Source organism: Bacillus cereus group sp. BceL220 (genome assembly GCF_051776965.1).
GTDB classification, from domain to species: Bacteria; Bacillota; Bacilli; order Bacillales; family Bacillaceae_G; genus Bacillus_A; species Bacillus_A cereus.
Genome location: NZ_JBPWBC010000006.1, coordinates 22224 through 47034 on the forward strand (window position 1 = coordinate 22224; position 24811 = coordinate 47034).

Here is a 24811-nt window from a genome sequence, read left to right on the forward strand (position 1 = left end):
AAGGTTCACTTTAATGAACCTTCCTCTTTATCTTTATCCTTCTTTTGAAGTATATTCCAAGACTTTAAAACTTCTGATGTAACGAGAGCGGCAATGTTTTTTTCTGAATTACTACCAGGAATAACGACAGAAATGGCAATTTGTGGATCTTCAGTAGGAGCATAAGCAATGAAAAGAGAATGATTTATCATTCTTTCTTGCTCATTCGGAAAACCTGTAATACCTGTTTTACCTGCGACGTCAAAGGGCAACTTTTTAATTTCCTCTATATTTTGACTCATTCCACCTTGCACGACACTCCAAAAGTTCATCGGGTAACGATTTGAACTTTCTAAAATTGGTTTAAACTTTTTTGTTTCCTTACCGTCCGGACTAATAATTGCACTTACAGTTTGAGGTTTATATTTATCACCTTTACTTGCCAAAGTTGCTGCATATTGAGCGAGTTGAAGAGGGGTATGCACTTCATTTCCTCCCCAAGAGGCATTTAATAAAGCAGAAATCCCATTTTCAAACTTATTAGATGGATGGAATTCATATTGTCCGTCTTCTTCAAAGGGTAAATCAATCCCGGTTTTAGAACGTAGGCCGAATTGCATTAAATAATCTGTCCATATATGTGCCACTTTTTCTATATTCCCATTATTTTGGTTGAATAGGGGCAGAGCTACTTTTGCTGTCATAAATGTGTTAGATGAATTAATGATAGCCTGCCTCGGTGTAATCTCACCTGTTGGTGTTCCAGGTGCATTCGTAATGTTATTTTGATTATCATACTGAAAAGTACCTTTATCTAAATAAGTATCTTCGGGTTGAAAAAGTTTTTCGTTTAATCCAATTAAAATAGTAAGTGGTTTTATAGTAGAAGCCATATTTACATAAGATTCACCATACTTTAATTTTTGAATCGCTTTATTTTGCGAAAGAGATTTAATATTTTCTTTTCTAGAAGATACATGTGTATTTAATATATTTGGATCAAAAACTGCCGAGTTGACCATAGTTAAAATCGCGCCAGTTTTTGCATCGCTTACTACAGCATAACCAGCTTTAGCATCAGGTGTTTTCTTAATTTGAGATCTTAATGCTTCTTCTGCCTTTTGCTGCAACTCAGAGTCTAAAGCTAGCCGTACATCTTTACCTTTTTGTACTTTTTGAATATTCCATAAGAATTTTTTATTATTCAATTTAAAAATAAGAGTTTTACCTGGTTTTCCTTTTAAATCATTTTCATATTGCAGCTCAATCCCGCTTTTTCCAACAGCCTTATGCTTTGAATTAAGGTCATTTTCTACATACCCAATTACTTGTGAACCAATTTCGTGTTTAGGATAATATCGAATCCATTCATCTTTAATTATTACATTATTGGGTTTGTTTTTGTTTATGAATGCAAGTTCATTCTCAGTTATATCAGAGTATAACGGTATATCATTCATAGTCTGCTTTTTACAAGATTGTTGTAATTGAGATTTTATGTTCTCTGTAGAAATATCATGTTGAAACTCGCTTGAAAATTGATTAAAAAAAGCTAATGTGTTTGATGTATCTTGTTTCGATAGCTTTTCGTCATTAGAAGTGCAATATAGAGACTTAATTTTCTTATTTGTAGCTAGTATTACACCATTTTGATCAAAAATCTTTCCTCTTTCAGCTGAAGAAGTTGCGATAGTAATTGAAATGAAGTTGATTTTTAATAAAATTAGTAAAATCAAACCTACGATAGAAAAAACCGCAAAAAATCTCCATCTTTTTATATGTAACATATAACCCTCCCTTATGTAGCCTATTTCATCTTATATTTAATTATTTTTTTTGTAAATGTGGAACAACTTTATTGTTTAGGTTGTCTATTAAGTATTACAGCATGAAGAAAGGAATAATTAGCATGAAAATTTACTAGCAAGTTTATATGTAAGTTTAATAAGAGTCATTATACAGTTTAGCACTTCTCATGCAAGTGGCAAAAAAATAGAGAGAAAACAGGAAGGGAGAGTTATTAATTCCGTAGCTAAACGAAAAGGAATGGTTGCTTACAAGGATTAAGCAAAAAATTGAGGCGATATTTATAACCGATTATCGGTATCTAATATATAAGGAATGCTTTTAGTATTTGTAGCAATTTCTGAAAGGATTAAATGGAGGATTTATGAAAGAACAAAAAGGCAAGAAGCAGAAGACATATATATCTATTCGATTAAATATAATGTTCCTTTGCATATTTGTACTATTTTCAGCTATTATTATGCAGCTAGGAAAGGTACAAATCGTTGAGGGAGAGGCTTATAAGAACCAAGTGGAAAGTAGTCAAAATGCAATAACTAGTATTCCAGTTCCACGTGGACAAATTTTAGATCGAGAAGGGAAAACAGTTGTTAATAATAAATCTCTTCGCACAATTACGTATACAAGGGTGAAGGGAATTACGAGTGAAGATATTTTAAAAACAGCAAAAGACTTGGCGAAAGTACTTGAAATGCCTGAACAAGATATAAATAAATTAACAGATATCGATAAAAAAGATTTTTGGATGCAGTTGAATTCGAAACGTGCGGAGACAAAGATTACTAAGCAAGATATAGAAAAGTTTAAAGAAAAGGGTATAGAGGGAAAAGAGTTAGATAAAAAAATAGAAGACTTAAGACGAGGTCGTGTTACAGAGATAGAATTAGCAGAATTAACAGCACAAGATTTAAAGGTGTTAGCTATTAAAAGTAAAATGAGTTCAGGTTATCAACTAACACCACAAATCATTAAAAAAGATGTAACAGATGAAGAGTATGCGCGGATAAGCGAAAATCTTGCGAATTTTCCAGGAGTAGATGCAACGGTTGATTGGGAACGTAATTATGTAAACGGTAATTTATTTCGTTCTGTATTAGGAAATATTACGAGTAGTGAAGAAGGATTACCGAAAGAAAATTTAGATTCTTATTTAGTACGTGGATATAACCGTAATGATCGTGTTGGAAAAAGTTATATTGAACAACGATATGAAGATGTATTACACGGCACAAAAGAAGAAGTGAAAAATATTACTGATAAATCAGGAAACATTGTTAGCACAGAAATAATCTCTAAAGGAAAAAGTGGTAATAGTTTAACATTAACGATTGATATGGAATTACAAAAGAAAGTGGAAGAAAGTATAGAGAAAAACTTGAGAGCTTTTAAGAGTTCAGAGCCACTGCTCGATCGAGCTTTTGTTGTCATGACGAATCCAAATAACGGACAAATTTTATCAATGGCAGGCAAAAAGATTGTAGAAAAAGAAGGGAAAATAGAGGTTGAGGATTTGGCATTAGGAAACATGACAACTTCGTATGAGCTAGGGTCAGCTGTAAAAGGTGCTACTTTATTAACTGGATATGAGACAGGCGCAATACATCCAGGAGATCAATTTTATGACGCGCCGATGAAATTTAAAGGTACACAAGCTAAGAAATCGTGGAATGTATCCGGATTTGGTAATATTAATGATTTACGGGCTTTACAAGTATCTTCGAATGTATACATGTTCCAGACAGCTTTAAAAATTGCGGGAGTTAATTACGTACCAAATGGCTCATTGGATATTAAACAAGGAGCATTTGATACGATGCGCTATTATTTCAAGCAATTTGGTTTAGGTGTCCCAACAGGTATTGATTTACCGAATGAAATAATTGGACAAACGAGAAAAGTAGATAGTCAACCTGGGTTTTTACTAGATTTTTCTATCGGTCAGTATGATACGTATACGCCGTTGCAATTAGCACAATATATTTCAACGATTGCGAATGGTGGTTATAGAATGCAACCTCAAATTGTACAAGAAATACGAGAACAATCAATAAAAGAAGAGGTTGGCAAAGTTATACGTTCCATAGAGCCTGTCGTATTAAATCGAATTGATATGAAGAAAGAACATATTGATCGGATAAAAGAAGGGTTTAGATGGGTATTCCAAGAAGGTGATGGAACTGGCGTGAAATATTTCAAAAACGCGCCATATAAACCAGCAGGAAAGACAGGAACAGCCCAAACTGTATATGGTGGAGATGACCCGATTGGTAGAAATGCAAAAGGAGAACGTATGGAATGTTACAACTTAACGTTAGTTGGATATGCTCCATATGATAATCCAGAAGTAGCATTTTCCGTAGTAGTTCCATGGCTTCATGATGATAAAAATGGAATTAATTCTATAATCGGAAAGGAAGTATTAGATGTATACTTTGATTTAAAACAGCAACGTATACATGGTGAAGCTACTAGTACAGGTAGTTCTAAGCAAAATTAGAGTACTTTTCTCAGGGAAAGAACCTGTTCATATAAAGCCATTTATAAGTAAAAAAATGAAATATGAAATAGGAGATAGAGGCGTCGTAGCTACTATCTCTTATTTTGTTAATAACTCTCATACTAGCTATAATTTTTTTAGTTTATGGAACAAATTTGGTTCGGTGATTGTCTATTATGTGTACGTATAAAAAGGTGCTAAAAATTTGGAAGGAATGATGATTTTGAAAAATAAGAGGATGCTAAAAATAGGAATATGCGTTGGTATATTAGGTTTAAGTATTACAAGCCTAGAAGCTTTTACAGGAGGGGCACTGCAAGTTGAAGCGAAAGAAAAGACTGGACAAGTGAAACATAAAAATCAGGCGACGCATAAAGAGTTCTCTCAACTTGAGAAAAAATTTGATGCTCGAGTAGGTGTATATGCGATTGATACTGGTACAAATCAAACAATTTCTTATCGATCTAACGAAAGATTTGCCTTCGCATCAACCTACAAGGCTTTAGCAGCAGGAGTATTACTACAGCAAAACTCAATTGATACATTAAATGAAGTAATCACATTTACGAAAGAAGACTTAGTGGATTATTCACCTGTTACAGAGAAACATGTAGATACTGGAATGAAACTAGGAGAAATTGCTGAGGCTGCTGTTCGTTCAAGTGATAATACTGCAGGGAACATTTTATTTAATAAAATAGGCGGACCTAAAGGATATGAAAAAGCGCTTAGAAAGATGGGGGATCGGGTTACTATGTCTGATCGCTTTGAAACAGAATTAAACGAAGCTATTCCAGGAGACATTCGTGACACTAGTACAGCGAAAGCAATTGCTACGAATCTTAAAGCTTTTACGGTCGGAAATGCACTTCCAGCTGAAAAACGTAAAATTCTTACAGAGTGGATGAAAGGAAATGCTACAGGGGACAAACTTATTCGTGCAGGCGTACCAACTGACTGGGTAGTTGGAGATAAATCAGGTGCTGGCAGTTACGGGACAAGAAATGATATTGCTATCGTTTGGCCTCCGAATAGAGCACCAATTATCATCGCAATTTTATCTAGTAAAGATGAGAAAGAGGCAACCTATGATAATCAACTCATTGCAGAGGCAACTAAAGTTATAGTTAAGGCTCTTAGGTAATAGTATTTTAGTTTTCGCATTTTTAACATGAAAGTATTAAAAGTATAAAGTTAGAAAACGACTCTTTTCGTGTGATAAGAGTCGTTTTTGTATTCTTATTATTAAAAAGGTAAAAGTAAAAATATAACGAATATATATGACATATCTCATATGAAATTTCATGTACTGTATTATTTTATTAATTTAAATAAATTTTAAGAAAGTATAATATAATTCAGTTAGCATATAGAAGTGTTTGATGAGAATGTAAAGGAGAAAATATGAAAAAGAAGATTAATAGAATTGTAATGATTATTTGTATATTAGTAGGTTTTACAATCTTTTTATATTTACAGAACAATTTAATAAGTATAACTGAGGTTAAAATAACCTCTAGTAAAATACCATCCTCTTTTAAAGGGTATAAAATTCTACAAATTTCAGACTTACACAATAAAAAATTTGGCGATAATCAAGATGTGTTAATTCAAAAAATAAAAAGTATAGACCCAGATATTATTGCGATTACGGGTGATTTAATTGACAGTAAATCATACGATGCAGAAGTTAGTATGCAATTAATACGAGAAATTGTAAAGAAATATCCTGTATATTTTGTGACAGGAAACCATGAACAATGGTCTGGAAAGTATAACAATTTAGAAAAAGAGTTGAAGAAATATGATGTCAATGTTTTAAGGAATGAACATGTAGGCATTCGAAAGGGTGAGCAAGAAATAAACTTGCTAGGTATTGATGATCCAGAGTTTGTTACTGGAAACCGTGATGAAGGAAATATTATAATAGATGAAATTAAAAAAGCGAAAATTGAAATGCAGCCAGATAAATATAATGTATTATTATCCCATCGGCCTGAATTTATAAAGGAATATACGAATGAGAGGTTGGATTTGGTTTTATCGGGACATGCTCATGGAGGGCAAGTTAGATTGCCATTTATCGGAGGATTAGTTGCGCCAAATCAAGGTGTTTTACCTAAATATACAGCGGGTTTATATGTAGAACAAAATACATCAATGGTAGTGAGTAGAGGATTAGGAAATAGTATCATTCCGCAAAGGATTTTGAATAGGCCAGAAATTGTAGTCGTGCAGCTAAATTAAGCTGTACGATTTTTTTTATACAAAAATGAGTAAAGGGGCTTTCTGTATTTTGCAGGAGTAAACATTACAATTTTGTTAAAAATTTTCTACGTTACATAAAGTAACAAAATTTGACCCTCAGTGTTTGTTATAGTGTAAATAATCAAAAAACTTAAAATTTGTCGAGTGAAAATTGTGATAAGTAATTCATATAAAAAACTTAAAGGGGTGTACACATGCATAAAGAATATGAAATTGAAGAATACACGGCGATTGAGGAACAAATCCATTATTATTGTAAATGTTTATTAGTAAGTCATCCTGATCAAATAATAAAGTATTTAGAAAAAAGGTTAGAAAAATATGCAGAAACATTACAATATGCACATTTATATCCTGACACAGTTATTTTACCGTTACAGCAATTAGTTATCGAATATTCTTTAGACGTTGCTAGAATTCGGAAGTATATGAATTTAAAAACGTAAAGTGAAATTTATAGTTTAAATGAAACAGAGTCGACTTTAGGAAATGAAATGCTAATGTCGACTCTGTTTCATTGTTTAATATCGGTGATTGAACATACATACTAATCAACGAAGTTTGACATATAATTAAGCAAGAGTAAAATAAAAGTGAGTACTCACTCATTTTTATTGGAAAAGGAGGATGAAACGTGCAACAACCTTCAATTATTTTACGGACTGTATCAAAAAGTTTTGGAAAAAAAGAAGTGTTACACAATCTTTCATTGCAAGTTGAAAAAGCAGAGATTTTTGGTTTTGTTGGACCTTCTGGATCGGGGAAAACAACGCTCATTAAAATGATTGCAGGTATTAATGAGGCAACGAAAGGTGAAGTGCTTGTTAATAATACTAATATGCCTAATTTAAATGAAATGAAACGAATTGGTTATATGGCCCAGGCGGATGCATTATATGAAGAATTGTCAGCATATGAAAATGCAGATTTTATAGCAACGATGTATGGATTAAAGGGAAAAAGTAAAAAGACAAGAATTGCAGAGGTTTTTGAACTTGTACAATTGTCACAGTATATGAAAAAGCAAGTACAACAATTTTCAGGTGGAATGAAAAAACGCTTATCATTAGCAATAGCACTCCTCCATGAACCAGAAATATTAATTTTAGATGAGCCTACAGTGGGGATAGATCCGCTTCTTAGAAAAACGATTTGGGAAAAATTTTATGATCTTAAAAAGAAAGGCACAACGATTATTGTAACGACGCACATTATGGATGAAGCTGAATTTTGTGAGCGTCTAGGGTTAATTAGAGAAGGGAAACTAGTTGCGGTTGGAACAACTGAAGAATTGAAAAAACGCGTGTCATCTGGACGGATTGAAGATGTCTTTTTGTTGGAAGAGGTGGTGTCATCATGAGAGTTACTGGTGTAATCATTCGTATTATTCGCCAATTTTTTCGAGATAAGCGTTCGTTAGCGATGATGTTTGGGGCACCAATGTTATTACTTTGGCTATTATCGCTAGTGTTTACACAAAAAGACTATATACCGCAAATTGCTGTTGTTGATATGCCCGCTCAAATAGTAAAAGTGATGAAAAATCAAGAAGCGTCAATTTATGAATACAGTAAAGAAAACGCGATTTCTGAGTTAGAAAAACAAAAGGTAGATGCAATACTTCGAATAGAGAATGGAAAAATGAAACTTCTGTTGGAAGGTAGTGATTCGTCAAAAAATCGTGCTGTACTTCAAGTATTGCAAAAAAGCACAGAGAAGAATGATGTATCGATTATGAAACCTGAAGTAAATTATTTACATGGCTCTAAAGACTTTACGATGTTTGATGGGCTTGGTCCTGTATTAATTGGTTTCTTTACATTTTTCTTTGTATTTATATTATCAGGTGTATCTTTCGTAAGAGAACGTTTAAGTGGTACGCTAGAAAGGTTATTATCCACCCCAGTAAGAAGATGGGAAATAGTCGCAGGTTATATTATTGGTTTTGGAATCTTTGCCTTTATACAATCCATTATTATCGTAAGTTTTTCCGTTTATATTTTAGATTTATACGTAGCTGGCTCCATATGGCTAACGTTACTTATTACATGTATGCTCTCTTTAACTGCACTAACATTAGGTACGTTTTTATCGGCATACGCAAATAATGAATTTCAAATGATTCAATTTATACCGCTTGTTATTGTGCCACAAATCTTCTTTTCTGGATTGTTTCCAATGGAATCTATGAATAAGTGGCTACAAATGTTAGGGAAAGTATTTCCACTCACATACGGCGCTGACGCAATGAGACAAGTGATGATTCGGAATCAAGGGTTTACAGAGATTGCATTAGATCTTACTGTATTATTACTTTTTTCACTATTATTTGCAGTAGGAAATGTATTTGCTTTAAAGAAACATCGCAAAATATAATAATGACAAAAAGGAGCTTTATAAATGCAGAAGGATTGGCTGGAGGAATTAATAGCTGCAACTAATACGGATAAAAGAAATGTACGTCAAATGCGAATATTAGAGGCGGCTGTTGATATGTTTGGAGAAAAAGGATACGCTTCAACTTCAACAAGTGAAATTGCAAAACGGGCTGGTGTAGCGGAAGGAACAATCTTCCGCTACTATAAGACGAAAAAAGATTTATTACTAGCGGTCGTAATGCCAACTTTAACTAAGTTCGCTGCACCATTTTTCGTACAAACCTTTGCAAAAGAAATATTTAAATCGGAGTATGAATCATATGAAAGACTTTTAAGGGTTGTAATTCATAATAGGTTTAAATTTGCTCAAAAACACTTTCCTATGATAAAAATATTAATTCAAGAGGTGCCATTCCAACCAGAACTGAAAAATGAAATACAGCAATTAGTAGAAACAGAACTGTTTTCACATTTCAAAAAGTTGATTGTGAAATTTCAAGAAGAAGGGGAAATTATTGAGATACCACCATCTTCCGTACTACGTCTTACTTTATCAGCTGTATTAGGTTTATTATTAACACGATTTTTATTATTGCCTGAAGAAAAATGGAATGATGAAGCGGAAATTGAAAATACGATTCAATTTATATTGTATGGATTAACTCCACGATTTTAATCGTTGAAGTGTGAATGACATACATTACTTTTAAGTAAAAATAAATCGCCTTTAAAAAGGCGATTTATTTTCATTATATATTTTTGATAAATAAGTACTTGTTTACTAAAAACATTCTAAATCAGCGTGTTTCTTTGTCTCTTCTTCTAAGACCTAATAATCCTGCTAGTCCTAATAAACCAAGCCAAGCCCAATTATTATTTTTATCACGATTATCATTTAAATCATTTGTTGTATTTACATTTCGAGTTCTTACATCATTATTAACTCTGTCTAAGTTATTGTCATTTACTCGAGTTGAAATATCAGTGTTATTAACTCTATTCATATTATTTCCATCGTATTCAGCTTGCGTAGATGTACCTAAAAACATAATAGATAGTGCTAAAACACTTAAAATAGATGATAATTTCTTTTTCATAACAATCCCTCCTTTCTTAATCATTAATTTCTCCGAAGCAAGTGTGTATTATTCATTTCACAATATCTAAACCCTCATTAATAAGGCGCACATTTATAGAAAATAGAGTTGAATGATTGTTAATATATCATTGGATATATATTTCTCATAAAAATAAATGAATCAAACTTTGCTTAAAATGTTAATCTTAGTACAATTTATATTATACGGGCTAGCACTAAGGAGGTAATAAGATGCGACAATTTGCAAAACCAACAATCGTCGTAAGTAAATGTTTAGAATTTGATGCTTGTCGTTATAATGGAGAGATGATTCCAGATGTAACAATACGAAATTTGCAGCCATTTGTTACATTTATACCTGTTTGTCCAGAAGTCGAGATTGGATTGGGGACTCCTCGTGAAACGATACGAATTGTAGAAGAAAATGGTGAGAATAGACTTGTGCAACCGTCGACACGAGAAGATGTAACTGAAAAAATGGAGCAGTTTTCAAATGACTTTTTACAAACGATACCGGATGTGGATGGTTTTATTTTAAAGAATCGTTCACCAAGTTGTGGTACGCGTGATGTGAAAATTTATTCTGGTTTTGAAAAAGCGCCAGCAAAGGGAAAAGGATCGGGCTTATTTGGCGGAGCAGTAGTAAAAAAATTTTCGCATCTTCCTATTGAAGAGGAAGGCAGATTGTCGAATTTTATTATTAGAGAGCATTTCTTTACAAGGCTATTTACAATCGCATATTACAAAATGATTAAACATAGTAAAAATATAAAAGACCTTGTATCGTTTCAGTCGGACAATAAATATTTATTTATGGCATATAATCAGGTGAAACAAAAGGAATTAGGGCGTATAATTGCAAATCAAAAAAATGAAAAGATTGAAGTGGTATTTGAAAACTATGAGAAGACTTTATATGAATTATTTATGCGTGCGCCCCGTTATACATCGAATGTAAATGTATGCGAGCACATTTTTGGATATTTTAAAACAAAGTTAAAAAAACAAGAAAAAGATCATTTTATAGAACTGTTACAAAAGTATGCAGAAAAGAAAATACCACTTAGTAGTTTACTTACAATTTTAAAATCATGGGCTATTCGATTTGATGAAAAGTATTTATTAAGACAAACATATTTCGAACCATACCCTGAAGCATTAGTAGAAATTTCTGATTCCGGAAAAGGTAGAGATTATTAAACAATAAATTACATAATTCGACACAAAACCTCCTATGTTGTTGTAGAACAATGTAGGATTTTTTTTGTGCATTAGTACAGAATCTGTTTTAAAATTAAGTTATGACAGAATTGTAGCAATTGTCTAACTAATATTCTTGTCTTTTAAGTTGTTATGTTTGTAGTAGAAACTCGCACGCTGTCGAAACTCAATATTCGATAAGGGATGTGTAGCGGAATGGAATTTACTCTAACTCGCGAAAAACAAATGATTAAAGAAATGGTACGTGACTTTGCTGAAAAGGAAATCGCACCGAAAGCTGTATATTATGACAAAACTGCAGAGTTTCCATATGAAACATTTCAAAAAATGGGCGAACTAGGATTATTAGGCATCCCATTCCCAGAAGAGTATGGAGGTTCAGGTGGCGATACGGTATCGTATGCGTTAGCAGTTGAAGAAATTGGTCGCGCTTGTGGTGGCACCGGTTTAAGCTATGCTGCAACAATTTCATTAGGTGCTTCTCCAATTTATTATTTCGGTACAGAAGAACAAAAACAAAAGTATTTAGTTCCAATGGCGTCAGGTAAAACATTAGGTGCCTTCGGATTAACGGAGCCGAATGCTGGATCAGATGCAGGTGGTACTCAAACGAAAGCGGTATTAGATGGTGATGAGTATGTAATCAGTGGTGAGAAGTGTTGGATTACAAACGCAGAGTATGCAAATACAATTATTGTAACCGCTGTCAACGGTATTGAAGAGAATGGTAGAAAACGTATTTCTGCATTTATCGTGCCTACTACGAGTGAAGGATTAACGATTTCAAGTCCTTACGATAAGATGGGTGTTCGCGCTTCTAATACTTGTGAAATCGTACTTGATGGTGTTCGTGTACCGAAAGAAAATATTCTTGGTGATGTAAATAAAGGCTTTAAACAATTTTTATATACACTTGATGGAGGGCGTATTTCAATCGCTGCATTGGCAGTTGGTATTGCGCAATCAGCCTTTGAACGTGCATTACAATATGCGAAAGAACGTCAACAATTTGGAAAGTCAATCTCTAATTTCCAAGCGATTCAATTTAAATTAGCTGATATGGCGACTGAAGTAGAGCTAGCACGCAATTTAGTACATAAAGCAGCTTGGTTAAAAGATAACGATAAGCCTTTCGGCAAAGAAGCGGCAATGGCAAAACTATTTGCATCGGAAGCAGCAAGCCGTATTGCGAATCAAGCAGTACAGATTCATGGTGGATATGGTTATATGCGTGAATATGAAGTTGAACGACATATTCGTGATGCGAAACTATTAGAAATTGGTGAAGGAACTTCTGAAATTCAACGTCTCGTAATTGCTAGACATTTAGGATGTAGATAAAAGGGAGGAATCACTATGTTTCAAAAAATATTAATTGCGAATCGCGGGGAAATTGCTGTTCGTATTATGAAAACTTGTCAAAAACTTGGCATACGCACTGTTGCTATTTATTCTGAAGCAGATGAAAATGCCCTTCATGTGAAGATGGCAAATGAAGCTTACTTAGTAGGTGGACCGCGTGTTCAAGAAAGTTATTTAAACCTTGAAAAAATTATTGAAATAGCTAAGAAGACAAATGCAGAAGCGATTCATCCGGGTTATGGTTTATTATCAGAGAATCCGTCTTTTCCGGTTCGTTGCAAAGAAGAAGGAATCGTATTTATCGGTCCTTCAGAAGAAATCATTACGAAGATGGGAAGTAAAATCGAATCACGTATCGCAATGCAAGCAGCAGATGTCCCAGTAGTCCCAGGTATTACTACAAATATTGAAACTGCTGAAGAAGCAATTGAAATTGCAAAACAAATTGGTTATCCCTTAATGCTTAAGGCATCCGCAGGCGGCGGAGGCATTGGTATGCAGTTGATGGAAACTGAGCAAACGCTCACCAAAGCGTTTGAAAGTAATAAAACAAGAGCGCAAAACTTCTTTGGTAACGGAGAAATGTATTTAGAGCGATATATAGCAGATGCGCATCATATTGAAATTCAGCTTTTAGCAGATACACATGGTAACACAGTGTATTTATGGGAGCGTGAATGTTCGGTACAGCGCCGAAATCAAAAAGTAATCGAAGAAGCACCTTCACCATTTTTAGATGAAGGTACACGAAAGGCGATGGGAGAAGTTGCTGTACAAGCTGCCAAAGCACTTGGCTATACAAATGCAGGTACAGTTGAGTTTCTTGTAGATGATCAGAAGAACTTCTATTTCTTAGAGATGAATACGAGATTACAAGTAGAGCATCCAGTGACAGAAGAAATTACGGGATTAGACCTTGTAGAACAGCAACTCCTTATCGCAAGTGGAGAGAAACTATCATTTACTCAGGATGATGTAAAACGTAGTGGTCATGCCATTGAAGCTCGTATTTATGCAGAGGATCCGAAAACATTCTTCCCATCACCTGGGAAAATTACAGATTTAACATTACCGTCAAATGTACGGATTGATCACTTCTTAGAAAATCATGTAACGATTACACCTTTCTATGATCCAATGATTGCAAAAGTTATTGCACATGGCGAGACTCGTGAGGAAGCAATTTTGAAATTACATGATGCTCTAGAAGAATTAAAAGTAGAAGGTATTAAAACGAACACACCAATGCTACTGCAAGTTTTAGAAGATGATGTGTTTAAAAGTGGTATTTATACAACGGGTTTTGTAACGAAACAACTCGTTAAGAAATAAGATTTAACAATATTAAGGGGGAAAAAATGATGACGAAAGTATACGCATCGATGGCAGGAAACGTTTGGAAGATTGTTGTAGGAGTAGGAGATACAGTAGAGGAAGAGCAGGATGTCGTCATTTTAGAATCTATGAAAATGGAAATTCCAATCATTTCAGAAGAAGCTGGCACGGTTATGAAAATTAATGTGCAAGAAGGCGATTTTGTAAATGAAGGAGATGTATTACTAGAAATTGAATAGGGAGATATAGGGGGAAGCGAATTGAAACTACCTAATTTTGCTGTCATTAAAGAAGTAGGACCACGTGATGGCTTACAGAACGAAAAAAAAATTGTTGGCACAAAAGATAAAGTAAAATGGATTCAACTACTTACAGAAGCAGGATTGTCGTATGTTGAAGTTTCCTCATTCGTTCACCCAAAATGGGTCCCAGCATTAGCGGATGCAAATGATGTGTTTTCTGAGCTGAAAAGGGATCCTAATGTTACATATGCTGCGCTTGTTCCAAATCAAAATGGTTTGGAACGAGCTTTTTTGCAAAATGTAGATGAGGTGAATGTTTTTTTATCAGCAAGTGAATCTCATAATAAAAGTAATATTAATAAATCAATTAAAGAAGCATTAGCTGTAATAGAAGATATAACAAAGCAGGCAACATTTGAAGGTAAAAAAGTAAGAGGCTATGTTTCAACTGTATTTGGATGTCCTTATGAAGGGGATATAAGTGTCACAGCAGTTGACGAATTATGTAATCAACTATTTTCATACGGCATTTATGAAGTTTCTCTTGGGGATACAATCGGTGTAGCGAATCCATTACAAGTAGAACAAGTATTAGAACATCTATTAAAGAAGTATGATGCTTCGCAGTTTGCCATGCATTTTCATAATACGTATGGAATGGCTCTAGCGAATGTAGTTAAATCATTAGAATACGGTATTAAAACGTTTGATAGTTCTTGTGGTGGACTCGGGGGCTGCCCTTATGCACCAGGAGCATCAGGTAATGTTGCTACTGATGACCTAGTACATATGCTCCATAAGTTAGGAGTCCAAACGAATATTGATGAAGAGAAGTTATTGAGAGCAAGTCAATTTATTCAAAGTAAATTAAATATCCAATTACCGAGTCATGTGTATAGAGCGCTTCAACATAAAACGATAAGTAGGTGAGAAGATGCTACAATTACAAAACATTTCAGTTGATTATGTAACACCTCACGTTGTAAAGATTTCGTTATATCGTGAAAGACAAGCAAACTCATTATCTTTAGCATTATTAGATGAATTACAAACTATATTAACTCAAATAAGTGAAGATTCAAACGTGCGTGTAGTTATTTTGACTGGTGCTGGTGAAAAAGCATTTTGTGCTGGTGCAGATTTAAAAGAGCGTGCCAATATGAATGAAGAACAAGTTCGCCATGCTGTTAGTATGATTCGCACTACTATGGAGATGGTTGAACAATTACCACAGCCAGTTATTGCTGCTATAAATGGAATCGCACTTGGTGGTGGTACGGAATTAAGTTTAGCTTGTGATTTTAGAATTGCTGCTGAATGTACAAGTCTTGGTCTTACTGAAACGACACTTGCAATTATACCAGGAGCAGGTGGTACACAGCGCTTACCGAGATTAATTGGAGTTGGTAGAGCGAAAGAATTAATTTATACAGGTAGACGTATTTCAGCGCAAGAAGCAAAAGAATATGGTTTAGTAGAATTTGTTGTACCAGCTAATTTACTTGAAGAGAAAGCGATTGAAATAGCAGAGAAAATTGCTAGTAATGGACCTATTGCTGTTCGATTAGCAAAAAAAGCGATTTCAAACGGTATTCAAGTTGATTTACATACCGGATTACAAATGGAAAAACAAGCGTATGAAGGTGTAATCCATACGAAAGATAGACTAGAAGGATTACAAGCATTCAAGGAAAAACGCACACCAACGTATAAGGGGGAGTAAATATGTTAGATCAAAAACAACAATCAAATACATTTGAAGAACGAGTTGAAACGATTAAACAAGGCGGCGCACCAAAATATCATGAACAAAATAAAGCAAAAGGAAAATTATTTGTTCGAGATCGTTTAGCGCTTCTATTTGATAATGGCGAATATGTAGAAGATGCATTATTTGCTAACTGTGAACAAACAGGCTTACCTGCGGACGGCGTTGTAACGGCAACGGGTAAAATACATGGTCGTACTGCGTGTGTAATGGCCAATGATTCTACTGTAAAAGCTGGATCGTGGGGATCACGCACAGTTGAAAAGATTTTACGTATTCAAGAAACAGCTGAAAAACTACGTGTTCCGTTATTTTATTTAGTCGACTCTGCTGGAGCACGTATTACAGATCAAGTAGAAATGTTCCCAGGGCGCCGTGGTGCAGGGAGAATCTTCTATAATCAAGTGAAATTATCAGGTAAAGTTCCTCAAGTATGCTTATTATTTGGACCTTCTGCAGCTGGTGGTGCCTATATTCCAGCCTTTTGCGACGTTGTAATGATGGTAGAAGGAAATGCATCTATGTATTTAGGATCTCCTCGTATGGCTGAGATGGTTATCGGTGAGAAGGTAACTTTAGAAGAAATGGGCGGAGCTCGTATGCATTGCTCTGTATCAGGATGCGGAGATGTTTTATGTAAGACAGAAGAAGATGCGATTACACAAGCAAGACAATACATTTCATATTTTCCAAATAACTACTTAGAAAAGACTCCATTGGTTACACCTCAAGAACCGAAACAATTCGATAAAACGTTAGAACAAATCATTCCAGAAAATCAAAATGCTCCTTTCAATATGAAAGATCTCATTAATAGAGTTATTGATGAAGGTTCATTCTATGAAGTAAAAAAATTATTTGCTCAAGAGCTAATTACAGGCTTAGCACGTATTGATGGTAAGCCAGTTGGTATTATTGCAAATCAGCCGCGTATGAAGGGCGGCGTATTATTCCATGATTCAGCTGATAAAGCTGCTAAGTTTATTAATTTATGCGACGCATATCATATTCCATTATTATTCCTTGCGGATGTACCAGGATTTATGATCGGTACAAAAGTAGAGCGTGCTGGTATTATTCGCCACGGTGCAAAAATGATTTCTGCAATGAGTGAAGCAACTGTACCGAAGATTTCTATCGTTGTTCGTAAAGCATATGGTGCTGGTTTATATGCGATGGCAGGTCCAGCATTTGAACCAGATTGCTGCCTGGCATTACCGACAGCCTCTATTGCGGTAATGGGTCCAGAAGCTGCGGTCAATGCTGTATATGCAAATAAAATTGCAGCTTTACCAGAAGAAGAGCGTGCTAGCTTTATTGCTGAAAAACGTGAAGAGTATAAGAAAGATATTGATATATACCACTTAGCATCAGAGATGGTGATTGATGGTATTGTTCATCCAAACAATTTACGTGAAGAGTTAAAAGGACGTTTCGAAATGTATATGAGTAAATATCAAGTATTCACGGATCGTAAACATCCTGTATATCCAGTTTAAAAGCCCTATTTAGGGCTTTCTTGCTCAAAAAGTTAAGGAGGGGAAAACATTGAAACAAGCAGTTTGGTTTCCAACAGAAGAGTACAAGGAAAAAACACGTTTATATAGTTGGATGAAATCATTGGGATATGAAGACTATGAAACTTTTTATAATAAATCTATTGAAGAAACAGCTTGGCTTTGGGGAGAGGCAGAAAAAGCAGTTGGCTATCAATGGATGAAACCTTATACAGAGGTGTTAGATTTAGAAAATGGTACACCGTTTGCACAGTGGTATAATGGCGGAACATGTAACGTTGTAGAATCAGCTTTATCCCGCTGGCTTGCGGATGAAGAGACAAGAATACAGCCAGCACTTCAGTACGAAGGAGAAAATGGAACTTCAAAATCATTTACATATGAAGAGCTTGATAACTGGGTAAGCCGTGTTGCCAATGGTTTGAAACACGCGGGTATTGAAAAAGGTGACCGTGTAACAATTTATATGCCGATGATTCCAGAAACAGTTGTTGCGATGCTAGCTGTAATGAAAATTGGAGCAATTATTTCACCAATATTCTCAGGCTTTGCGTCTGATGCAGTTATGACACGTGTGCAAGCGGCGGGTTCAAAAATGATTATTACTGCAGATGGATTTTCACGCCGCGGTAAAATTGTTTCTTTAAAAGATGAAGTAGATAAAGCTTGTGAACATTGCCCAACTGTTGAAAAAGTTGTTATCGTTCGTCATGCAGGAAATGATTTTACACCACATAACTATGACTTTTCGTGGAGTACGCTAGAAAAAGAAAAACCATTCATACATGCCGAGGAAATGCAAAGTGATGATCCATTAATGCTCATTTATACATCAGGAACGACTGGTAAGCCGAAAGGAACAGTACACACGCATGCAGGATTTCCTTTGAAAGCAGCTTTTGATGCAGGATTTGGAATGAATATTAAACAAGGTGATCGTGTATTATGGGTAACTGATATGGGTTGGATGATGGGGCCATTTTTATTATTCGGTTCACTCATTAATGGAGCAACGATGGTTATGTACGAAGGTGTTCCAGACTTCCCAGAAGCAGACCGGTTATGGGAGACAGTTGATAAATATGAAATTACTCATCTAGGTATTTCGCCAACGTTAATCCGAGCATTAATGGCAAAAGGTGATGAGTATGTCAATAAACATTCTTTAAAGAGTTTGGAAGTATTCGCATCAACAGGAGAACCTTGGAATCCTGATCCATGGATGTGGCTGTTTGAAACAGTTGGTAAAGGAAATGTTCCAATCTGTAACTACTCAGGTGGAACTGAAATCTCTGGTGGGATTTTCGGTAATGTTCTTATTAAACCAATCGCACCAATTAGTTTTAACGCATCTTTACCAGGAATGGCAGCTGTCGTACTGGATGATCAAGGTAAACCAATTCGAGATGAAGTCGGAGAATTATGCTTAGAGAAACCTTGGGTAGGTATGACGAAAAGCTTCTGGGAAGATGATGAACGTTACGTGAACACATATTGGTCACGTTTTGAAAATAAATGGGTCCACGGTGACTGGGTCATTTACGATGGTGAACAATATATCATCACAGGGCGTTCAGACGATACGTTAAATATTGCAGGTAAACGTATTGGACCTGCTGAATATGAATCTATTCTTGTGAAACATAACGATGTAATCGAAGCTGCTGCAATTGGTGTACCTGACGAAGTGAAAGGTGAAGTTTGTCATTGCTTTGCTGTATTACGAGAAGGGGTAATATTTACAGAAGATTTAAAGAAAGAATTAATGAGTTTAGTAAACTCACATATTGGCAAAGCGTTGTGTCCTAAAGACATCCACGTTGTAGAGGATTTACCGAAAACACGTAATTCTAAAGTAATGCGCCGTGTTATTAAAGCAGCTTATTTAGGAAAAGAATTAGGTGATTTGTCGTCACTTGTAAATCCTGAAGTAGTACCGTTTATTCAGGGGTTACAGTCTAGTAAATTATAAAATTAGAAAGGAGCTCTATATAAACAGAGCTCCTTTTTTATGTTAATAAAAAGAAAAAAAGTGAATTTGATGAAGAAGAAAAATTCTACTATTGGTGTTAAGTATGTTTTTTAGTTTTAATCAAAATACGATATTATGGAATGTCTATTCAATGGAGAAATACTAATTTACAACAACAAGGTGATGACAAAGCGCGACTACTTATATGCCGGTTTAAACCTTTACGTATTCATTGATAAAAAGCTGACTATACTCAGTCAGCTTTTTATATATTACATCCTAGTATTTATCTCGCTATTTGCCGGGCAGTAATGCCCCCACCTAAAAATTCAGCGAAAGCAAGGAAGTAGGTGAGGGATCAACTTTCCGGAAAAGCCCGATTGATTCCAAAAGACATATTTTTTTCTTTACGTTGACATTAAAAATATTACCAATTTTTTCTTTTACAATGGCAACAAATAAAGAAACATTTACAACGACACTTATTTCGTTTAAAACTCCAATCATCATCACGATGACACTTTTCTTCAGATTTCCACCAATCATCATTACAATGCTTTTTCTGAGAACTCCAATCATCATCACAATGATGCTTTTCTTTAGATTTCCACCAATCATCACAACAATGCTTTTTCTGAGAACTCCAGCAATCATTTTTCCAAGACATTCATTTCTACCTCCTTTCAATAGTGTTCATATTATTCTATGTTTTAATAAAAAAAATGGCTTGTTTATTAACCTACTATTTTATCTTTATATGATAGAGTGTTTTCTACTCGATATAGAGTTCATACAAACTATGCTAATTTTTAAGAGATAGTGGAGAGAACTACTACTAGTTATGGTGTTTTCCAATAAACATTTGTTGAAGAAAGCGTTCTGATTACATATAATATCTTATTTTCGAGTACGCTTTTTTAAATGTATATTTCACAATGAAAAATGGGAAATCCACAAATAAAGTCTATGTATATGTGAGTTAATGGGAAAATCTAGTGTGTTTTTAAGGGGCATCTTATTAAAAGAAAAAGATTTGTTTTAGAAAGTGGTGTCTAAACATTAAATGGAGTAGGACTAAATTCACGGCCGCTCATTAAACAAGATTTTAATTAGGAGAAGTCTGTTTTTATAATGAATAATGAAAAGAAGGTTTGGTACAATTGTTTGTTTTTTTCTTTTTATGTGTTTGCCTCGTACCCTTTTAAGCTAGTGGACATACTTTACTAATAGAAAGGATTAGGGGGTGAGGTATTGGGTTCTCGATTTAATAATTGTAAAAAGAAGTGTACATGTAAACAAGATGATTGTTGGGAAGTATTCGAAGAGTGTAAAAAAGAACAGCATGAGAAATGTGATAATTCTTGTGTACAAGGAATTAGAGATGAACTTAAGAAATTAATTAATCGAACAGTTCAAATTAATACAGAGGGACGTATTTATGTAGGTACTGTTTCGTCTGTAAGTTGTGATGTAGTTAGGCTTGCGGCTATTCCTGGATCGGTTGGAGTAATTATTTCCATTTGTAAAATTGAAGCAATTTTCCCACCTGTTACAACGGTTACTGCTGACTTTGATTTTAATGGTATTGATGTAGCAAACAAAGCATAATTATGCTGCTTTTTTGTAAAGCCATTCACATGAATGGCTTTATTTTAATTTCATATAAAAGGAGAATATATTCTTTATATAGAAATAAGTTTGAGGTTATAAAGTATGATGTACGAAAGGAGCATGGAAGTGATTAAACTAAAAACCTTTAAAAAATCTGATTTTAAACAATTAATAAATTGGATTAATTCTGAAGAATTTCTAATACAATGGTCAGGAAATGCATTCACATTCCCTTTAGACGAACAGCAATTAGAGAAGTATATAGAAAGTGCAAATACACTCGCTTTCAAAGTGGTAGATGAAGAGACTTCAGACGTTATTGGTCATATTTCGCTTGGGCAAATAGATAATATTAATAAGTCCGCTAGAATTGGAAAAGTATTAGTTGGTAATACGAAGATGAGAGGACGTTCTATAGGAAAACATATGATGAAAGCAGTACTTCATATTGCTTTTGACGAATTAAAACTACATAGAGTAACTCTTGGTGTGTATGATTTTAATATATCGGCCATTTCATGTTACGAAAAAATAGGGTTTGTAAAAGAAGGCTTATTAAGAGAGTCAAAAAGAGTAGGAGAAACGTATTGGAATTTATGGGAAATGAGTATGTTAGAATATGAATGGAAGAAGTAGCAACAATAGTAATTTATAATTATATTATGTTAACAAAAGGGCTTGGTGGGTATAGTGGATAATAAAACAAAAATAATCTCAATTGCAGCTGTTTCGGGGGAGAGCTAGTATGTTAAAACTGACAAAGAAACCATTTTTGAAAAAGGCCCACCTGCATTGTTTCTGAGGAATAAGAGGGTGAGCCCTAATTAAACGAAACTGAATGAATCTGTAAAAATTGTAACTAAAGTATGCATCAACAAGGTATTAAAAGGGATGAATAGTAACCTTTATAGATTATTCCATATATAGCAAAACTGGTTAGCTTCTGATTTAAGCGCTACTAAATGATTATTATTAATAGAGTTATTCGTATACATTCTGTTCTTTTGGATGTTAAGTACCGTATAATTCACATCGTTTCGTTCATTTGAAAATGTTGATTCATTTAATAGTGTAAGTGTCGAGTTAATGTTGTACTTATCAATTCGCTCTTTTTTTCCTTTGAAAAACAGTTTGATAAGATGTGGCTCATTATTAATGAATAAGCCAAGTTCAGGTGATGAACGGACGATTAAATCATCTGATTTCCAATGTGATTTACCTGGATCAAACCAAGAGATGTCTTTATTTTTAATGAATTTTTTGTATTGCTTTATGACATCAATGTAGTTTTGTTTTTTTTTCTGATCAACCGTTTGTACTAATGTTTCGAAATATTCAAAAGGTAGTCTGTTTTGATGAAATTTAATAACAGTTTCTCGTAATTGTTTCCAGTAATCAAAAGCTGGTTGATATTCAGGTTGGGATCTTAGATTTTTTATAAAGGTTGTTTTAGCTGTACTACCTTTCAGTGTGAAGTCTAAAAATTGTGTAAGCCCTACTTTAATTTCTGTCATATTATATCCCCTTCCAAACATTATTCATTTAATAATAGACGAAAAATCCGACATTTTTAAAGAAATGAGCTAGATGCTAGAAAATCCAATATCCATGCACAATAGATACGGGAAAGCCAATCCGTAAGTATAAATGATGGACCATTCAATTGAAGATAAATTAGGTAATAGGATTTTACCAGGTGATAGGTTATTAATATAATCAGATAGTGAGCTGATTTTAAAAGATAACAATATAGATTATTTAGCTTGGATTTGAGAAAAAAAGTACATGGGAATAAAGAGGGATATAGGGAAATGGGCCCTCATCAAAAAATATAAGTTGGTATCAGTATACCGTAGAGAATGAGTGTATAGAACATACAAGTAAAAGTATTGGCAAGCATACTTAAAATAAGCCGTATAAAAAGTTAATCATTGTGTGCTTTGATAATATAGCGTCAGCGAAATAAATAGTGTGAAGGAGAGCTATCTTAACAAGTGTTTCATGTAACGTTCATATACTTTAATTTTATTATTAATCAAACTTGAATATTATAGAAACGGATAATGAGGTATGGGTGGTGCTCTTTTTTATTGAATAAAATGGGTTGATTTTTCGGATTTTCATTACAATATAACAAATAAAATTTAAATTTTATTTGTTGTTAAGAAAAGGTGAGAAGAAAATAAAAAAAGAGGGCTAATGCCCTCTTTTCTTATTAATTTGGTAATTAATCACAGATTGGTATCCCAAGCACTCTTAGAGCTAATGCTACTTGAAGGGAAATCTCTAATCTAGCAATTTCAATACCAGCTACTGAAAGAACTAAAAAAGGTTGTCCGTTTACAAATACAACGCAACTATCCATAGTTAAACCTCCTTTCTAGTAATCTACTATAGTATATGAATAGAACTTTAAAGTGTAATAGTTAAATTGTTGGATTTAATAGAATTAATAGATTAACCCATTTAAACTAAACAAACGAATACAACGAAAGGAAACAGAGATGGATGTATGCCTCAAAAAACATAGGTTTTAAGACATGTAATCGTACATGAAATCCATCATATTGGTCAGCTATCTATATGGGCGAGGGAGTTAAACTTGCAACCAGTTTCAGCAAATTTGATTGGACGAGGATGATAGAATTAAAAACCGACTTGCATCTCAAGCGCAAGTCGGTTTTTATATATAAGAAGATTTCTTAATTGAAATCTTCGGATTTTTTCTGACGTATATGTAAAAACATTAAGGTGGTAATGATTAAGAAAATCATTATAGTTTGTATAATTAAGTTTTTAAACTGAAGCAATATTGTCCAAGATGTAAGGGTGTCTTTAAAAGCTTGGAGTGCAGAGTACGAGGAAGGATCAAAACCATACTGTAGCAACTTTTTTGTTTCAATAAATGAGATGTTTTCTTCATCTGCATCTAATATTACTGAAATTAGTCTAGTATCTCCTAGTTTTGCTGTACTGACAAAACTATAATTACCGTTAGTTGAAAAACTAGTTTGTAAGCCATCAACACCTTGAAGTTTAATGTTTTCATTAAGGGAATATATCATTTTATTCGTATTGAAAACCTGGGAATCTTTGAAGGTAAATTGGTAAGAGGTTAGTTTCGTAATATTCAATACATCTGGAAAATCTTTTACTAAGCGTGCAGCTAGTTTAGCTGCGTCTATTGCTGTTGTAGTTGATTGTTTATTTGTATCATGATTAATTCCAGTAGAGTTTAGAAATGGAGATGGTTGTAATAACTGTAGTTCTTTTGCTTTTTTATTCATTAATATTGTAAAGTTATCTTCAGTTCCAGCAATGTGTTCTGCTAGAGCGAGTGCAGAACGATTATTCCCTGCCAGTAGCAATGCATGAAGTAAATCACGAACCGTTGTTTTATCATTCGATGTTACTTGTATAGGGCTTGTTTCTACTCGGAAAACTTCGTTACTTATTTGTACGAAGTCATCTAACTGTATTTTTCTATCATTTAGTTGTTCCAATACGATATATTCCGTCATTAATTTAGATAAAGTAGCTGATTGTACTGGGGTTTCTTCATTTTTTTTATAAACAATTTCACCTGAATTAGCATTTATTAAAATAGCTGATTTAGCTTGAATAATCGGACCATTTACATAAAGATAAAAATATAAAACGATAAGTGCAGTAATGAAAAAAGATAATAATAAAATAGCGAATTTTTTTAAGAATTGCATAAGTGATCCTCCTATTATGACAGCAATAATAGTATTG

23 protein-coding genes and 1 pseudogene are annotated in these 24811 nt (G+C 34.0%); 18 read left to right on the forward strand and 6 right to left on the reverse strand.

Translation table 11 applies throughout. From position 1 onward, the window contains the following. Positions 1 to 5 precede the first annotated feature (5 nt). The gene (locus tag ACS2FK_RS16835; RefSeq protein ID WP_063547334.1) at positions 6 to 1766 is read right to left on the reverse strand and encodes a peptidoglycan D,D-transpeptidase FtsI family protein; all 1761 of its coding nucleotides are present in this window, start codon (positions 1764 to 1766) and stop codon (positions 6 to 8) included. A gap of 383 nt (positions 1767 to 2149) precedes the next feature. Here ACS2FK_RS16835 and ACS2FK_RS16840 point away from each other — a divergent pair, with 383 nt between their 5' ends. The 7 genes from ACS2FK_RS16840 (at position 2150) to ACS2FK_RS16870 (ending at position 9604) form a co-directional block, all read left to right on the forward strand. After that, positions 2150 to 4282, forward strand: coding sequence for a peptidoglycan D,D-transpeptidase FtsI family protein (locus ACS2FK_RS16840; protein ID WP_063547335.1), 2133 nt, complete (start codon positions 2150 to 2152; stop codon positions 4280 to 4282). A gap of 217 nt (positions 4283 to 4499) precedes the next feature. Next, entirely contained in the window at positions 4500 to 5426 is a 927-nt protein-coding gene (bla, locus tag ACS2FK_RS16845) for a class A beta-lactamase Bla1 (protein ID WP_063549314.1), read from the forward strand. A 260-nt stretch (positions 5427 to 5686) separates the two neighbouring features. After that, positions 5687 to 6529, forward strand: a complete 843-nt coding sequence (locus ACS2FK_RS16850; RefSeq protein WP_000727189.1) for a metallophosphoesterase — start codon at positions 5687 to 5689, stop codon at positions 6527 to 6529. A 215-nt stretch (positions 6530 to 6744) separates the two neighbouring features. Further along, positions 6745 to 6996 (forward strand): hypothetical protein, encoded by a 252-nt coding sequence (locus ACS2FK_RS16855; RefSeq protein WP_000548621.1) that lies wholly within the window; start codon positions 6745 to 6747, stop codon positions 6994 to 6996. Positions 6997 to 7184: 188 nt separating this feature from the next. After that, positions 7185 to 7910: an ABC transporter ATP-binding protein gene (locus ACS2FK_RS16860; protein ID WP_001187075.1), complete on the forward strand. Its 726-nt coding sequence runs from the start codon at positions 7185 to 7187 to the stop codon at positions 7908 to 7910. Further along, positions 7907 to 8926 carry an ABC transporter permease gene (locus ACS2FK_RS16865; protein ID WP_006928521.1) on the forward strand — a complete coding sequence of 340 codons (1020 nt, stop codon included), beginning with the start codon at positions 7907 to 7909 and terminating at the stop codon, positions 8924 to 8926. The genes ACS2FK_RS16860 and ACS2FK_RS16865 overlap by 4 nt, the downstream gene beginning before the upstream one ends. A 24-nt stretch (positions 8927 to 8950) precedes the next feature. Next, complete coding sequence (locus tag ACS2FK_RS16870; RefSeq protein ID WP_063547336.1) at positions 8951 to 9604, forward strand: TetR/AcrR family transcriptional regulator; 654 nt, start codon at positions 8951 to 8953, stop codon at positions 9602 to 9604. A 121-nt stretch (positions 9605 to 9725) separates the two neighbouring features. Here the strand turns inward: ACS2FK_RS16870 and ACS2FK_RS16875 are convergent, their stop codons facing one another. Then, positions 9726 to 10025 carry a WGxxGxxG family protein gene (locus ACS2FK_RS16875; RefSeq protein ID WP_000728157.1) on the reverse strand — a complete coding sequence of 100 codons (300 nt, stop codon included), beginning with the start codon at positions 10023 to 10025 and terminating at the stop codon, positions 9726 to 9728. 233 nt (positions 10026 to 10258) lie between these two features. On the opposite strand from ACS2FK_RS16875, the gene ACS2FK_RS16880 reads away from it, so the two are divergent. From ACS2FK_RS16880 to ACS2FK_RS16915, 8 genes are all read left to right on the forward strand, one after another. Then, a complete protein-coding gene (locus ACS2FK_RS16880; protein WP_044306560.1) occupies positions 10259 to 11227 on the forward strand; it encodes a YbgA family protein in 969 nt (322 codons plus the stop codon). 216 nt (positions 11228 to 11443) lie between these two features. Next, positions 11444 to 12589, forward strand: coding sequence for an acyl-CoA dehydrogenase (locus ACS2FK_RS16885; protein ID WP_000397279.1), 1146 nt, complete (start codon positions 11444 to 11446; stop codon positions 12587 to 12589). Positions 12590 to 12604: 15 nt separating this feature from the next. Continuing rightward, positions 12605 to 13942 carry an acetyl-CoA carboxylase biotin carboxylase subunit gene (locus tag ACS2FK_RS16890; protein WP_063547337.1) on the forward strand — a complete coding sequence of 446 codons (1338 nt, stop codon included), beginning with the start codon at positions 12605 to 12607 and terminating at the stop codon, positions 13940 to 13942. Positions 13943 to 13968: 26 nt separating this feature from the next. Next, positions 13969 to 14184 carry an acetyl-CoA carboxylase biotin carboxyl carrier protein subunit gene (locus tag ACS2FK_RS16895; RefSeq protein WP_001987345.1) on the forward strand — a complete coding sequence of 72 codons (216 nt, stop codon included), beginning with the start codon at positions 13969 to 13971 and terminating at the stop codon, positions 14182 to 14184. A 21-nt stretch (positions 14185 to 14205) separates the two neighbouring features. Then, a complete protein-coding gene (mvaB, locus tag ACS2FK_RS16900) occupies positions 14206 to 15117 on the forward strand; it encodes a hydroxymethylglutaryl-CoA lyase (RefSeq protein ID WP_063547338.1) in 912 nt (303 codons plus the stop codon). Between the two features lie 4 nt (positions 15118 to 15121). Beyond that, complete coding sequence (locus ACS2FK_RS16905; protein ID WP_063547339.1) at positions 15122 to 15910, forward strand: enoyl-CoA hydratase; 789 nt, start codon at positions 15122 to 15124, stop codon at positions 15908 to 15910. A gap of 2 nt (positions 15911 to 15912) precedes the next feature. Next, positions 15913 to 17454, forward strand: a complete 1542-nt coding sequence (locus ACS2FK_RS16910) for an acyl-CoA carboxylase subunit beta (protein WP_000886755.1) — start codon at positions 15913 to 15915, stop codon at positions 17452 to 17454. Between the two features lie 49 nt (positions 17455 to 17503). Further along, positions 17504 to 19444: an AMP-binding protein gene (locus ACS2FK_RS16915; RefSeq protein ID WP_000806506.1), complete on the forward strand. Its 1941-nt coding sequence runs from the start codon at positions 17504 to 17506 to the stop codon at positions 19442 to 19444. 321 nt (positions 19445 to 19765) lie between these two features. Here ACS2FK_RS16915 and ACS2FK_RS16920 read toward each other — a convergent pair whose 3' ends face one another. Continuing rightward, the gene (locus ACS2FK_RS16920; RefSeq protein WP_063547340.1) at positions 19766 to 20098 is read right to left on the reverse strand and encodes a hypothetical protein; all 333 of its coding nucleotides are present in this window, start codon (positions 20096 to 20098) and stop codon (positions 19766 to 19768) included. Between the two features lie 597 nt (positions 20099 to 20695). Here ACS2FK_RS16920 and ACS2FK_RS16925 point away from each other — a divergent pair. Then, a complete protein-coding gene (locus ACS2FK_RS16925; RefSeq protein ID WP_063245759.1) occupies positions 20696 to 21052 on the forward strand; it encodes a hypothetical protein in 357 nt (118 codons plus the stop codon). Positions 21053 to 21157: 105 nt separating this feature from the next. Beyond that, the gene (locus tag ACS2FK_RS16930; protein WP_000990089.1) at positions 21158 to 21691 is read left to right on the forward strand and encodes a GNAT family N-acetyltransferase; all 534 of its coding nucleotides are present in this window, start codon (positions 21158 to 21160) and stop codon (positions 21689 to 21691) included. A 269-nt stretch (positions 21692 to 21960) separates the two neighbouring features. Here ACS2FK_RS16930 and ACS2FK_RS16935 read toward each other — a convergent pair whose 3' ends face one another. Further along, positions 21961 to 22569 (reverse strand): hypothetical protein, encoded by a 609-nt coding sequence (locus ACS2FK_RS16935; protein ID WP_063547341.1) that lies wholly within the window; start codon positions 22567 to 22569, stop codon positions 21961 to 21963. Between the two features lie 713 nt (positions 22570 to 23282). Continuing rightward, positions 23283 to 23420: a DUF3956 domain-containing protein gene (locus ACS2FK_RS16940; protein ID WP_000376554.1), complete on the reverse strand. Its 138-nt coding sequence runs from the start codon at positions 23418 to 23420 to the stop codon at positions 23283 to 23285. A gap of 165 nt (positions 23421 to 23585) precedes the next feature. Here ACS2FK_RS16940 and ACS2FK_RS16945 point away from each other — a divergent pair. Then, positions 23586 to 23696 (forward strand): annotated as a pseudogene (locus ACS2FK_RS16945) (DinB family protein); the annotation flags it as partial. 61 nt (positions 23697 to 23757) lie between these two features. Here ACS2FK_RS16945 and ACS2FK_RS16950 read toward each other — a convergent pair. Continuing rightward, the gene (locus ACS2FK_RS16950; RefSeq protein WP_063547342.1) at positions 23758 to 24774 is read right to left on the reverse strand and encodes a D-alanyl-D-alanine carboxypeptidase family protein; all 1017 of its coding nucleotides are present in this window, start codon (positions 24772 to 24774) and stop codon (positions 23758 to 23760) included. Between the last annotated feature and the right edge of the window lie 37 nt (positions 24775 to 24811).

Bases quoted from the DNA above. Each gene is read 5' to 3' on its own strand.
- ACS2FK_RS16835 (WP_063547334.1), bottom strand. From the start codon at position 1,766: ATGTTACATATAAAAAGATGGAGATTTTTTGCGGTTTTTTCTATCGTA.
- ACS2FK_RS16840 (WP_063547335.1), top strand. From the start codon at position 2,150: ATGAAAGAACAAAAAGGCAAGAAGCAGAAGACATATATATCTATTCGA.
- bla (WP_063549314.1), top strand. From the start codon at position 4,500: ATGATTTTGAAAAATAAGAGGATGCTAAAAATAGGAATATGCGTTGGT.
- ACS2FK_RS16850 (WP_000727189.1), top strand. From the start codon at position 5,687: ATGAAAAAGAAGATTAATAGAATTGTAATGATTATTTGTATATTAGTA.
- ACS2FK_RS16855 (WP_000548621.1), top strand. From the start codon at position 6,745: ATGCATAAAGAATATGAAATTGAAGAATACACGGCGATTGAGGAACAA.
- ACS2FK_RS16865 (WP_006928521.1), top strand. From the start codon at position 7,907: ATGAGAGTTACTGGTGTAATCATTCGTATTATTCGCCAATTTTTTCGA.
- ACS2FK_RS16870 (WP_063547336.1), top strand. From the start codon at position 8,951: ATGCAGAAGGATTGGCTGGAGGAATTAATAGCTGCAACTAATACGGAT.
- ACS2FK_RS16875 (WP_000728157.1), bottom strand. From the start codon at position 10,025: ATGAAAAAGAAATTATCATCTATTTTAAGTGTTTTAGCACTATCTATT.
- ACS2FK_RS16880 (WP_044306560.1), top strand. From the start codon at position 10,259: ATGCGACAATTTGCAAAACCAACAATCGTCGTAAGTAAATGTTTAGAA.
- ACS2FK_RS16885 (WP_000397279.1), top strand. From the start codon at position 11,444: ATGGAATTTACTCTAACTCGCGAAAAACAAATGATTAAAGAAATGGTA.
- ACS2FK_RS16890 (WP_063547337.1), top strand. From the start codon at position 12,605: ATGTTTCAAAAAATATTAATTGCGAATCGCGGGGAAATTGCTGTTCGT.
- ACS2FK_RS16895 (WP_001987345.1), top strand. From the start codon at position 13,969: ATGATGACGAAAGTATACGCATCGATGGCAGGAAACGTTTGGAAGATT.
- ACS2FK_RS16905 (WP_063547339.1), top strand. From the start codon at position 15,122: ATGCTACAATTACAAAACATTTCAGTTGATTATGTAACACCTCACGTT.
- ACS2FK_RS16910 (WP_000886755.1), top strand. From the start codon at position 15,913: ATGTTAGATCAAAAACAACAATCAAATACATTTGAAGAACGAGTTGAA.
- ACS2FK_RS16920 (WP_063547340.1), bottom strand. From the start codon at position 20,098: ATGATTGCTGGAGTTCTCAGAAAAAGCATTGTTGTGATGATTGGTGGA.
- ACS2FK_RS16930 (WP_000990089.1), top strand. From the start codon at position 21,158: ATGATGTACGAAAGGAGCATGGAAGTGATTAAACTAAAAACCTTTAAA.
- ACS2FK_RS16935 (WP_063547341.1), bottom strand. From the start codon at position 22,569: ATGACAGAAATTAAAGTAGGGCTTACACAATTTTTAGACTTCACACTG.
- ACS2FK_RS16940 (WP_000376554.1), bottom strand. From the start codon at position 23,420: ATGGATAGTTGCGTTGTATTTGTAAACGGACAACCTTTTTTAGTTCTT.
- ACS2FK_RS16950 (WP_063547342.1), bottom strand. From the start codon at position 24,774: ATGCAATTCTTAAAAAAATTCGCTATTTTATTATTATCTTTTTTCATT.